The sequence below is a fragment of the Dactylosporangium sp. NPDC050588 genome (assembly GCF_040654975.1).
Taxonomy (GTDB): Bacteria; Actinomycetota; Actinomycetes; order Mycobacteriales; family Micromonosporaceae; genus Dactylosporangium; species Dactylosporangium maewongense.
On sequence record NZ_JBFAJA010000045.1, the window covers coordinates 71487 to 83957 of the forward strand.

At 73.0% G+C, this 12471-nt stretch carries 9 protein-coding genes; 7 read left to right on the forward strand and 2 right to left on the reverse strand.

Going from position 1 to position 12471, the window contains the following annotated elements; translation table 11 throughout:
* Positions 1-27 precede the first annotated feature (27 nt).
* The 3 genes from AB0I21_RS29180 to AB0I21_RS29190 all read left to right on the forward strand — a co-directional run bounded on the left by AB0I21_RS29180 (position 28) and on the right by AB0I21_RS29190 (position 2924).
* The gene (locus tag AB0I21_RS29180; protein WP_360565910.1) at positions 28-798 is read left to right on the forward strand and encodes a class I SAM-dependent methyltransferase; all 771 of its coding nucleotides are present in this window, start codon (positions 28-30) and stop codon (positions 796-798) included.
* Between the two features lie 10 nt (positions 799-808).
* Positions 809-2176 (forward strand): cation:proton antiporter, encoded by a 1368-nt coding sequence (locus AB0I21_RS29185; protein ID WP_360565912.1) that lies wholly within the window; start codon positions 809-811, stop codon positions 2174-2176.
* Positions 2177-2240: 64 nt separating this feature from the next.
* On the forward strand, positions 2241-2924 hold the full coding sequence (locus AB0I21_RS29190; protein ID WP_360565914.1) for an O-methyltransferase: 684 nt from the start codon (positions 2241-2243) through the stop codon (positions 2922-2924).
* Positions 2925-3006: 82 nt separating this feature from the next.
* Here AB0I21_RS29190 and AB0I21_RS29195 read toward each other — a convergent pair whose 3' ends face one another.
* Positions 3007-3261, reverse strand: coding sequence for a phosphopantetheine-binding protein (locus tag AB0I21_RS29195; RefSeq protein ID WP_344508689.1), 255 nt, complete (start codon positions 3259-3261; stop codon positions 3007-3009).
* A gap of 155 nt (positions 3262-3416) precedes the next feature.
* Between AB0I21_RS29195 and AB0I21_RS29200 the strand changes: the two genes are divergently transcribed.
* Genes AB0I21_RS29200 through AB0I21_RS29215 form a run of 4 tightly spaced genes read left to right on the forward strand, consistent with a single transcriptional unit; the run spans position 3417 to position 11019 of the window.
* Positions 3417-6554, forward strand: coding sequence for an AMP-binding protein (locus AB0I21_RS29200; RefSeq protein WP_360565916.1), 3138 nt, complete (start codon positions 3417-3419; stop codon positions 6552-6554).
* On the forward strand, positions 6538-8166 hold the full coding sequence (gene cmdF, locus AB0I21_RS29205; protein WP_360565918.1) for a tyrosine 2,3-aminomutase: 1629 nt from the start codon (positions 6538-6540) through the stop codon (positions 8164-8166). Before AB0I21_RS29200 ends, cmdF begins: the two co-directional genes overlap by 17 nt.
* Positions 8167-8179: 13 nt before the next feature.
* Positions 8180-9670 (forward strand): tryptophan 7-halogenase, encoded by a 1491-nt coding sequence (locus tag AB0I21_RS29210; protein ID WP_360565920.1) that lies wholly within the window; start codon positions 8180-8182, stop codon positions 9668-9670.
* A gap of 2 nt (positions 9671-9672) precedes the next feature.
* On the forward strand, positions 9673-11019 hold the full coding sequence (locus AB0I21_RS29215; protein WP_360565922.1) for a condensation domain-containing protein: 1347 nt from the start codon (positions 9673-9675) through the stop codon (positions 11017-11019).
* Positions 11020-11062: 43 nt separating this feature from the next.
* Here the strand turns inward: AB0I21_RS29215 and AB0I21_RS29220 are convergent, their stop codons facing one another.
* Positions 11063-12349 carry a hypothetical protein gene (locus AB0I21_RS29220; protein ID WP_360565924.1) on the reverse strand — a complete coding sequence of 429 codons (1287 nt, stop codon included), beginning with the start codon at positions 12347-12349 and terminating at the stop codon, positions 11063-11065.
* Between the last annotated feature and the right edge of the window lie 122 nt (positions 12350-12471).

The following is a 12471-nucleotide window of genomic DNA, read 5'->3' on the forward strand; positions in this document are numbered from 1 at the left end:
CAGATCCGCTCATCCACGGAGGTTGCAATGGCATTCGAGCAGGACCGGACGCAGACCCATGCCGGGTGGAGCCAGGACCACACCGAGATCTACGATCTCGTCTTCCGCAGCCGCGGCAAGAGCTTCGAGGCCGAGGCCGACGACATCGCCGCGCACGTGCGCGCCCGCCACCCGGGCGCCACCACCCTGCTCGACGTCGCCAGCGGCACCGGCTCGCACCTGGTGCGCTACGCCCAGCTGTTCGAGCACGTCGAGGGCGTCGAGCTGGCCCCCGCGATGCGCGTCGTCGCCCAGCGCAAGCTGCCCGGCGTCGCGGTGCACGCCGGCGACATGCGCGACTTCGACCTCGGCCGCACGTTCGACGCGGTCGTGTGCCTCGGCAACTCGGTCGCGTGCATGGCCTCCACCGCCGAGCTCGACACCGCGATCGCCCGCATGGCCGCGCACGTGCAGCCCGGCGGGGTCCTGATCGTGGAGCCCGGCTGGTTCCCCGAGCAGTTCCTCGACGGCTACGTCGGCGGGCACCTGGTCCGCGAGCCCGGCCGGGTCATCTCCCGGGTCACCCACTCGACCCGGGAGGGCCTCGCCACCCGGGTCGAGATCCGCTTCACCGTCGCCACGTCCGAGGGCGGCATCAAGGAGTGGACCGACTACTTCTACATGAACCTGTTCACCCGCGAGGAGTACACCGCCGCGTTCGAGAAGGCGGGCTGCGCGGTGGAGTTCCTCGACATCCCGTGGCGGCTCGGCACCGACCCGCACAACGCGCCCGGCCTGTTCGCCGGCGTGCGCAAGTAGGGCAGGCGCCGTGACCTTCGTCGCCCCCCTGACCTCGCACGTGATGGTGGGGTTCATCGTCGGGCTGGGGGTGCTGCTGCTGACCGCGTGGCTGCTCGGCCGGCTCGCCGAGCGGTGCCGGATGCCGGCGGTGGTCGGTGAGCTCACCGCCGGCGTCCTCATCGGCCCGTCGGTGCTCGGCCACCTCGCGCCGGGCGTCACCGGGCGGCTCTTCACCGGCTCGCCGGAGCAGATGCACCTCATCGACGCCGTCGGTCAGGTCGGCGTGCTGCTGCTCGTCGCCGTCACCGGCACGCACCTGGACCCGTCGCTGCTGCGGCGGGTCCGTGCCACGGCGGTCACCGTCAGCCTCGGCGGGCTGCTGCTGCCCCTCGCCGCCGGCATCGCGCTCGGATACGTGCTGCCGGTGCCCGTCGTGCCGGGCGGCCCCGGCGACCGCACCGTGTTCGCGCTGTTCCTCGGCGTCGCGATGTGCGTGTCGGCGATCCCGGTGATCGCCAAGACCCTCACCGACATGCGCCTGCTGCACCGCAACATCGGGCAGCTCACGCTCGCCGCCGCGTTCATCGACGACGCCCTCGGCTGGCTGCTGCTGTCGGTGGTCGCGGCCGCCGCGACGGCCGGGGTCAGCGCCGGCACCGTGACGGCCTCGGTGCTGTACCTGGTGGGCTTCCTCCTCTTCGCTGCGACCCTCGGCCGGGTGCTGGTGCGCAAGGTGATGACGGCCATCGCGGACCGGCCCGCGGACACCCCGACGGTCGCGACGGCGGTCATCCTGGTGCTGTTCGGCGCCGCGACCACCCTCGCCCTGGGCATGGAGCCGGTCTTCGGGGCGTTCGTGGCCGGCCTGCTGATCACCGGGGCCCGCACCGCCCAGCCGAAGCTGGCCGGGCTGCGCACCGTCGTCACCGGGGTCCTCGCCCCGCTGTTCCTGGCCACCGCGGGGCTGCGGATGGACCTGACGGCGCTGGCCCGCCCGCAGGTGGCCCTGACGGCCGCGGTGGTGCTGGCGGTGGCGATCGTGGGCAAGTTCGCCGGCGCGTACCTCGGTGCGCGGCTGCGCAAGCTCACCCGCTGGGAGGCCCTCGCCCTCGGCGCCGGGATGAACTCCCGCGGCGTCATCGAGGTGATCGTGGCGCTGACCGGGCTGCGCCTCAAGGTGCTCGACACCGCCGGCTACACGGTGATCGTGCTGGTCGCGATCGTCACGTCGGTCGTCGCGCCGCCGCTGCTGCGGCACGCCATGAACCGCATCGCCGGCACCGAGGACGAGCGCCTGCGCGAGATCGACCACGACACGTGGAACGGCCTCACCCCGGTCAACGCCGCGCGGTCCGGCCCTGCACAGTCTACTGTGGAGCGAAAAGCGGACGACTAGTGTCCACAGAGGACCGCACAGCCAAGGATGCGGCCACGGACCTGGACGCCGGACGATGGTTGGCATGACCACCGGGATCCAGGACACCAAGCATCTGCTCGCCGGTCAGGACGTCGGCGACTACGTGGCGGCCTGCACGACACCGCCGGGGCAGGCCGTCACGGGGCTCATCGCCCGCGCCGGCGAGCTCGGCGACGAGGCCGGGATGATGGCGACCGCCGCGCAGGCGACGCTGCTGACGATGCTCGCCCGGCTGGTGCCGGCGCGGCTGGCCGTCGACATCGGCACCTTCACCGGGCTGTCCGCGCTCGCCCTCGCCGAAGGTGTCGGCGCCGGCGGCCGGGTCGTCACCTGCGACGTGTCCGACCGGTGGCTGCCCCTGGCGCGCGAACACTGGGAGCAGGCCGGGGTCGCGGACCGCATCGACTTCCGGCTCGGCGCCGCCGGTCGGACCCTCGCCGGGTTCGAGCCCGGCAGCGTCGACCTGGTCTTCGTCGACGCGGACAAGATGAGCTACCCGCGCTACCACGCGCTCGCGGTGCCGCTGCTGCGCCCGGGCGGGCTGCTCGTCGCCGACAACGTGCTGCTCGACGGCTGGGTCGTCGACCCGTCCCGGGCCGACACCCCCGCGCAGCGGCGGTGCGCCGAGACCCTGCGCGCCTTCAACGCCGCGCTCGCCGCCGACGAGCGCCTCGACGCCGTGATGCTGCCGCTCGCCGACGGGCTGACGATCGCGCGCAGGCGGTAGCGGGACGACGAACGGCGTGCACACCCGGTGGTGTGCACGCCGTTTCGTGTCGCCGTCGGTGTCTGTCGCTTGTGGACGCCGCTCAGCTCGTCAGCGCGACGACGGCCTTCGTGAACGTGGCCAGGTCCGGGTCCTCGAACAGCAGCCCGAAGTCGACGGTGACGCCGAGCTCGTCCTCCAGCCGGCCGACGATGCGGACCGCCGAGATGGACTGGCCGTGCAGCTCGAAGAAGGTCAGGTGCTGCCCGCCCTCGGGCATGCCGAGAACGTCCCGCCACACCTCTTCGACGCGCTGCTCGACGACGGACGGATCTGCCGCGCCAGTGTTCTGCACCATGGGACGTGCTCCTTCCAGGCAGGTGACTCCCCGCTCATCGTCGGCACCGCGGCCATCGACGCGCATCCTTCGAAATGCGCTGTGTGCGCCGCATTCCTTGAGAAGCAATCGATGTCCGCTGCGTGTGACGATTCGTCCGTCGTAAGGAGGACGCGATGAACGGATCGCCTGCCCGCTGGTGGGTGCTGGAGCACCTCGCGCCGGGCACCGCCGCACCGCGCGTCTGCCGCGGCTTCGACGTGAGCGGGCCCGTGGACGTCGACGCGCTGCGCGCCGCCTGGCTCGCGGTGTTGTCCGCGCACGAGCCGTTGCGCACCACTGTGACCGATGTCGATGCGTCACCGGTACCGGTGACCGCCGCCGCCGACCCCGCCTCGTTCGCGGTGCTCGACGCGCCCGCAACGCCCGCCTGGGACGGATTCCCGGCCCGCCTGACCCTGACGCGCACCGCGCCGGGCCGGCACCGCGTGACGGTCGTGCTGCACCGGACGGTCGCCGACGACGACACGATGGACCTCGTCGTCGAGGAGCTGTCGCAGCGCCTGGCCGGCGAGGCCCCGCCGCCTCCGCGCGCGGCGCCCCACCCCGGGTGGGACTCCGGCACGCGGCGCTGGTGGCAGGACACGGTCCGCCCCACGCCGCCGGTGAGCCACCCGCTCGGCCCGGACCGCGACACCACCCCGGTCGTGCCGGGCGGCGCCGTCGGCTTCGACTGGGGGCCTGAGGCCGCGGCCGCCGTCACGGGATTCGCCCGCGCCACCGGCACGACCCCGTTCGCCGTGCTCCTCGCGGCGCTGCAGTCGCTGCTGTGCCGCTACGACGGCGGCGACCTGGTCACGGTCGGCACGCCGGTCAGCGTCCGCCCCGCCGGTGCCCCGCGGGTCGCCGGAGCGTTCGACAACCTGCTCGTGCTCCCCGGCGACCTGGCCGGCGCGGACACCTTCCGGGCGCGGGTCCTGCGCGCCGCCGCCACCACGGACGCCTGCCTGGCGCGCCGCGAGCTGCCCTACGGCGAGCTGCTGCGGGCCCTGGACGCCTACGGCGACGCCCGCCCCGTGCCCCTGTGCGACGCGGTCCTGGCCGTGCGGGAGGCACCGGAGGCGGTGCTGCGCCTGCCCGGCGCCGAGGTCCGCCCGGCGCCGGCGGACACCGGCTGGGCGACGTGCGACCTGACGCTGACCGCGACCGTCGACCCGGCCGCCGGGCTCGCCGGCACGCTCGGCTTCCGAGGCGAGGAGCAGCGGGCCGCCGCGGCCGCGGTGCTCGAGCAGCTGCGCACCCTGCTGCTGGCCGCGATCGCGGACCCCGACGCCGACGCCGCGACCCTGCCGATGGACGCCGCGACGCCCGGCCCGCTCGCCTCGCCGGCCGCGTCGGACCCGCCCGCGGTGCCCGGTCCGGCGGCGGTGCCCGGCGCGCCGGCCCCGGCCGACCGGTTCGCGGACGCGCCCTTCGTGCACGAGGCGGTGCGCGCCGTCTCGGACCGCATCCCGGCCACGGTCGCGGTCGCGACCGAGGGCTCGTCCCTCGGGTACGGCGACCTGGAGCGCTCCGTCGCCGTCGTCGCGGCGCACCTGCGCGCGGCCGGGGCCGGCGGGCGGGCCGTCGCCGTGCGCATGGCGCCCGGCCCGCGCCAGATCGTCGCGTCGCTCGCCGCGCTGCGCGCCGGGGGGCACCTGCTGTGGTTCGGGACCGGCGACGCGGGCGAGCGCGGCCGCACCGCGCTGCGCGAGCTGCGCCCCGCGTGCCTGCTGGTCGACGGCGGCGCCGAGACCGACGCCCTCGCCGGCTGGTACCGCGCCGAGATCCACGGCCTCGTCCTGGACGTCGGCTCCCTGACGGCGGACCCGCCGCCCGGCGCCCCCGCCGCCCCGGTGGTGCGGCGGGACGCGATCGCCTACGTCGCCTACACGTCGGGCTCCACCGGCAAGCCGAAGGGCATCGCGCAGACCCACGGCGCGTTCGCGCAGTTCGCCGCGTGGATGGCCACGACGTTCGACCTGCGCCCCGGCGCCCGGGTCGCGCACTGGGTGGCCCCGGAGCACGACCCGAGCCTCTACGAGGCGTTCGCCACGCTGACCGCCGGCGCCACCCTGTGCCCCGTGCCGCAGCGGGTCCGCGTGCACCCCGAACGGTTCACCGACTGGCTCGCCGCCGAGCGGATCACGTTCCTGCAGACGGTGCCGAGCTTCGCCAAGGAGCTGCTGGCGCCGATGACCGCCGCGGCCGGGCGGCTCGGGGCGCTGCGGCACCTGGTGCTCATGGGCGAGGCGCTGCCGGCAGCCCTCGCCGACGGGCTGCGCGCCGCGCTGCCCGGGCTGCGTCTGTCCAATGTGTACGGACCGACGGAGACGGTCGCGGCGACGTGGGCGGCGATCGACGCGCCGGTCCGCGGCATGGCCCCGATCGGGCGGGCCATCCCCGGCCGCGAGGTGCTGGTGCTCGACGAGGCCGACCGGCCCTGCCCGGACGGCGTCACCGGCGAGGTCGTGATCCGCAGCCCGTACGTGGCGGACGGCTACGTCGGCCTGCCGCCGGGCCCGGCGTTCCGCCCGCTGGAGGGGATGGATCCCGGGACCGGGGTGTACCGGACCGGCGACCTCGCCCGGCGCCGGCACGACGGGCGGCTGGAGTTCCGCGGCCGCAAGGACTTCCAGGTGAAGCTGCTCGGCAACCGGATCGAGGTGGCCGAGGTCGAGGAGGCCCTGGCCCAGCACGAGTCGGTGGCCGAGTGCGCGGTCGTGCCGGCCACCGACGGCGACGGCCTCGTCGTCGGCCTGGTCGCCCACGTGGTGCCGGCGCCCGGGGCGGACCCGGCCGTCGCCGCCTGGCGCGCGCACCTGCGCCGGCGCTTCGGCGCCGCGCTCGTGCTGGTGCAGTTCGAACCGATGACCGGCCCCCTGCCGCGCAACGTCGCCGGCAAGGTCGACCGGTCCCGGCTGCCCGCCCGGCAAGGGCCGGGTGGCCGGGAAGCAGCCGCGGACCGCCCGTGGACGTGGGCGGAGACCGCGGTGGCGCAGCTGTGGCAGGACGTGCTCGGGGCCCCGCCCGCCGGCCCCGGCGCGTCGTTCACCGCCGCGGGCGCCGGCTCCCTGGACGCGCTGCGGCTCGCCGGGCTGATCCGCAAGCGGTTCGGCGCCGACGTGCCGCTGCAACAGTGCCTCACCAATCCCACGCTGACCGGACTGGCCACCGCGATCGTGGCCGCTGGCGCCCGCCAGGACGTCGCGGCCGGGCACCTGCCGCCGCGGCCACACCGAACCGAAGGAGAGTGCGTTGAATCAGCAGACTGAACAGGCCGTCGTGTTCGACGGCGAGACCCTCGACATCCCGGGTGTCAGGCGGGTCGCCGAGCAGCACGCGCCGGTCCAGGTCGCCGCCTCGTCGCTGGAGCGGGCCACCAAGAGCCGCAAGATGTTCGAGGACATCGTCGCGCAGGAGATCCCCATCTACGGGGTGACGACCGGCTACGGCGAGATGATCTACATGCTGGTGTCCACCTCGAACGAGACCGAGCTGCAGACCAACCTGGTGCGCAGCCACAGCGCCGGCGTCGGCCCGCTGTTCGCCGAGGACGAGGCCCGCGCCATCCTCTCCGCCCGGCTCAACGCCCTCGCCAAGGGCTACTCCGCGGTGCGCCCCGACGTGCTGGAGCGGCTCGCGCTGTACCTCAACCTCGGCCTCACGCCGGCGATCCCGGAGATCGGCTCGCTCGGCGCCAGCGGCGACCTGGCGACGCTGTCGCACATCGCGAGCACCGTCATCGGCGAGGGCTACCTGCTGCAGGACGGCAAGAAGGTCCCGACCGGGCCGGTCCTGCGCGAGCGCGGGATCGAGCCGCTGCAGCTGCAGTTCAAGGAGGGCCTCGCGCTCATCAACGGCACCTCCGGCATGACCGGCCTCGGCGCGCTCGTCGTGGGCCGGGCGATGACCCAGGTGCGCCAGCACGAGCTGGTGACCGCGCTGGTCATCGAGACGCTGCAGGGCTCCACGAGCCCGTTCCTGCCGGCCGGGCACGACATCGCCCGCCCGCACCAGGGGCAGATCGACACGGCCGCCAACATGCGCGCGCTGATGGCCGGCAGCCGGCTCACCGTCGAGCACGCCGACCTGCGCCGCCAGGTCGCCGACGCGGGCGAGAAGGCCGCCGGCGAGGGCAAGCTGCACACCGACGGGGTGCAGCGCACGAAGATCTACCTGCAGAAGGCGTACTCGCTGCGGGCGATCCCGCAGATCCTCGGCTCGGTGCGCGACACCCTGTACCACGCGACGAACAAGCTGGACATCGAGCTGAACTCGGCGAACGACAACCCGTTGTTCTTCGAGGGCCAGGAGATCTTCCACGGCGCCAACTTCCACGGCCAGCCGATCGCGTTCGTGATGGACTTCGTCACGATCGCGCTCACCCAGCTCGGGGTGCTGTCCGAGCGGCAGTCCAACCGGCTGTTCAACCGGCACCTGTCCTACGGCCTGCCGGAGTTCCTGGTCGCCGGCGACCCGGGGCTCAACAGCGGCTTCGCGGGCGCGCAGTACCCGGCGACCGCGCTCATCGCCGAGAACCGCACCATCGGCCCCGCCAGCACGCAGAGCGTGCCGTCCAACGGCGACAACCAGGACGTCGTCAGCATGGGCCTGATCTCCGCCCGCAACGCCCGCCGGGTGCTGCAGAACAACGAGAAGATCCTGGCCGTGGAGTACCTCGCGGCGGCGCAGGCGGTCGACATCTCCAAGCGCTACGACGGGCTCAGCCCCGCGGCGAAGGCGACCTACGACCACGTCCGCTCGCTCGTGCCGACCCTGGACCACGACCGCTACATGTCCGACGACATCGAGACGGTCGCCGCGGCGCTGGCCCGTGGCGAGTTCGTCGCCGCGGTCGCGGCCGCCGACGTCGAGCTGCGCTAGAAGGGCAACGATCATGACCTCTGAAACCTTCGACGTCGTGGTGGTCGGCGGCGGGCCGTGCGGCTCCACCGTCTCCACCCTGGTGGCGCAGCAGGGTCACCGCGTGCTCGTGCTGGAGCGCGAGCGGTTCCCCCGGTACCAGATCGGCGAGTCGCTGCTGCCCTCGACCGTGCACGGCATCTGCAAGCTCCTCGGGGTGACCGAGGAACTGGCCGCGGCCGGCTTCCCGATCAAGCACGGCGGGACGTTCCGCTGGGGCAGCAACCCCGAGCCGTGGACGTTCGACTTCTCGCTGTCGCAGAACTTCGCCGGCGACTCCTCCACCGGCTACCAGGTCGAGCGGATGAAGTTCGACAAGATCCTGCTCGACAACGCCCGGGCCAAGGGCGTCGAGGTGCGGGAGGAGTCGACGGTCGTCGACGTCATCGAGGAGGACGGCCGGGCCCGCGGGGTGCGCTACACCGACGCCGCCGGCGAGCGGCACGAGGTGCGCAGCCGGTACGTCGTGGACGCCTCCGGCAACACCAGCCGGATCCACGGCCACAGCGGCGGCAAGCGGGTCTACTCCGACTTCTTCCGCAACCTGGCGCTGTTCGGCTACTTCGAGGGCGGCAAGCGCCTCGACCCGCCGTACTCGGGCAACATCCTCGCGGTCGCCTTCGAGGCCGGCTGGTTCTGGTACATCCCGCTCAGCGACACCCTGACCAGTGTCGGTGCGGTGCTGCTGCCGGAGGAGCTGGAGCGCGTCCAGGGCGACAAGGAGAAGGCGCTGCTCGGGCTGATCGAGCAGTGCCCGCTCATCGCGGACATGCTGTCCGACGCGACCCGCGTCACGACCGGCGTCTACGGCGACATCCGGGTCCGCAAGGACTACTCCTACCTCCAGGAGCGCTTCTGGAAGCCGGGTCTGGTGCTCGCCGGCGACGCGGCCTGCTTCATCGACCCGGTCTTCTCCCAGGGCGTGCACCTGGCGACGTACGGGGCGCTGCTCGCCGCCAGGTCGCTGAACACGGCGCTGAGCGAGGGGACGGACATCCCCGAGGAGACCGTCTTCAGCGAGTTCGAGCACCGCTACCGCGCCGAGTACAGCCGGTTCCACGACTTCCTGGTCGCGTTCTACGACATGCACCAGGACGAGGAGTCGTACTTCTGGAAGGCGAAGAAGGTGACGGCCGAGACGACCCCGGCGGCGGAGTCGTTCGTCAACCTCGTCGGCGGCGGCGCCTCGCAGGAGGGCGCGCTCGTCGACCCCGAGACGTACACCGCTCGGGCGGAGGCGGCGCAGGAGCTGTCCGCGGCGATCGACCGCAGGGTCGAGGGCGCGGGCAACCAGGAGATCCTCAACACCTCGCTGGTCCGGTCGATCGTCAAGGAGGGCCACCAGATCCAGATCCAGGCGGCGCTCGGCCGCAGCGACCGCCCCACGCCGCCCGTGCGCGACGGCGGGCTGGTGCCGTCGGCGGACGGCATGCACTGGTCGCTCCCGACGCCGAAGGAGGCGTGACGATGACCGAGATCTCCGCAGGCGAGAGCGGTGGCGTCGAGCGCGCGCCGCTGTCGCTGCAGCTGGACTTCCTGCGCCTCATGGACGGCGGTGGGGGATGGGGCCCGTTCGGCCCCCGCTTCACCGTCGTGGCCGGGTGGCGGGTCGAGGGCGAGATCGACCTCGACACGCTGCACGGTGCGATGCACGACGTGGTCGCCCGGCACGAGACGCTGCGCACCAGGCTGGTGCTCGACCCCGACGACCCGCACCAGGAGATCCACCCGCCGTCGGCGCCGCGGCTCGTGATCAGCGACCTGGACCCCTCGGCCGAGGACCGTGACGCCGTCGCCGAGGCGTTCATCAACGCCATCGAGGAGGACGACGAGCTCGGCATCGACGAGATCCCGGGGCTTCGGGTGTACCTCGGCCGCTTCGACGCCAAGGACTCGGTGCTGGCCTACATGGCGCACCACACCGCGGTGGACGGCTACTCGGTGCACCTGGTGATGCGGGACCTGGCCGCGTTCTACGCCGCCCGCAAGGAGGGCCGGCCGGTCGACCTGCCGCCGGCCCGCCAGTACCGCGAGTTCGTCGCCCACCAGCTCGAGCACGCCGACGACGCCCAGTCGCGGGCGGCGCGGGCGTTCTGGCGGGAGGAGCTGGCGGGCGCGCGGATGACCCCGCTGGCCAACGACCGCCCCCGGGCCACCGGCGCGTACACCACCGGCTGGCACCGGTACATGTTCTCCGACGAGCTCGACACAGCGGTGCAGGAGTTCGCGCGGACCAGCCGCAGCTCCCCGTTCATGGTGCTGATGGCGGCGTTCCTGACGGTGCTGCGCGAGCGGACCGGCGAGACCGACCTGGTGGTGCCGACGTTCATGCCGGGCCGCGGGCCGGCGTGGACCGCCGACGTCATCGGCACGTTCTACAACTTCACCCCGCTGCGGGTCGACCTGTCCGGCTGCGAGACGTTCACCGACGCGGTCGCCGCGGTCCGCCGCTCCTGCCTCGCCGCGTACCGGCACGAGCTGCCGTTCCTGCAGCTGGCCGGGGAGGCGCCGGAGCTGATGGCCTCGGTCGTCACGCCCCGGGCCGCGCCCGTGGTCTTCCAGGTCATCCAGTCGCCCTTCATGCGCGGCGAGGACCAGGTCGCCGACCTGCGCTTCGCGGCGATCCGCCGGCGCACGATCAGCTCGGCGGCCGGGTCGCAGATCCCCGACGGGATGCTCGTCTCCGCGGAGCTGCACCCGGCGGGCGGCATCGGCGGGCGGGTCGGCTACACCGACATGTTCGACGAGTCGACCGTCGTGGACATCATGACGCGGCTCCGTGAGGTGCTGCGGACCGAGGTCGAGCGGGGCTGAACACACAGACGAGGGCCGCTGCGGATCCCGCAGCGGCCCTCGCTCATGCCCGGACGGTCCTGCCGAACTTCACCAGGCCGCGGATGAGGCCGCGGACCCACATGACGACGCCCACGCCGTACACCCCGAGCATCAGCACCAGGATCAGCACGAAGTCGAGCGGTGTGAGGTGGCTCCGCCCGCCGGACGTCCAGGTGACGAACTCGGTGACGACGGTGGCCATGATGGGCACGAAGACGGTCAGCAGCGTCATGACGGCGAAGCCGCGGCCGACGATGTAGAAGACCGAGTAGGTGCGGATCGCGGTGCGCTCGCGCCGGGAGATCCCGGACTGGTCGGTCACGTGCGCGCGCTTGCCGATGAGCCGCAGGACGCCGTTGCGCAGCATCGTCTCGGTGTCCGACATGAGGTTGCGGCAGTTGAGCGCGGTGGACACCAGGTAGTACAGGTCGGTGCGCAGGTAGAAGAAGCACTGGAAGAAGACCCGGAAGACGTAGCTCAGCAGCAGCGCGCCGACGAACTCGCGCCCGACGGGCGCTATCGCGATGACCCCGTGCCGGTCCGCGAACAGCGTCAGCACCAGCAGCGACGCGGAGACCAGGTCGACGATCGACCCGGCGAGGAAGGCCAGGAACAGCCGCCCCTTCGACGCCATCCGCAGCCCGCTGATGTCGGTCTGGGCCACCATCACGTACATCAGGTTGCTGATGCCGAGCGTCACGGGCACGCCGGCGGCGCGGGCGACGGTCGCGTGCGCGAGCTCGTGCAGGAACGTGGCGCCGAGCGTGAGCGCGAGCACGGTGAGGCTCAGCACGGCGAAGTTGCCGTGCGGGTACAGCAGCACCTCGGTGCTCGGGAACAGCGACAGGTCGGCCAGCATGATCGCCGTCGCGCCGCCGATGAGCAGCAGGCAGGCCGCCAGGACCGGCGCGCTGGTCAGCCGCCGGGCGACGGCCGGTGAGATCCAGTCGAGGCTGACCTTGCGCAGCCGGCGCCCCTTCGGCCCGTGGTGGTGCGGCTCCTCCCGCGGGCGGTCGCCGGCGATGGACCCCTCGACGAATCCCTCGATGAATCCCTCCGCGGTCATGACGGCGAGGAAGTCCTCCATGTCCGGGGTCTCGTGGTAGCGGGACTCGTAGCGGCGGGCCGCCTCGCCGACCGTGTCGCCGGCGGCGAGCCAGTCGAGCAGGTCGACCCCGTCTTTCGGCAGTGCGAGAAACGCGCCGCGGGACGGGTCGCCGATGACGACCTCGTCCCCTTCCGGGCGGCGCTGGAACGGCAGGACGGCGACGGTCGTGTCGGCGTTGTAAGGGGCGCGGAGCTGGGTCACTGGTCACTCCAATCTTGCGATTACTTTTCAGCACACCAATAGTGGGGAACCGGAACTTTCCCGGTCCCCCACTTGGTTTGATGCCGTTACCGTCCTGTTCAGACGGGGTCCGTGCCGGGGCA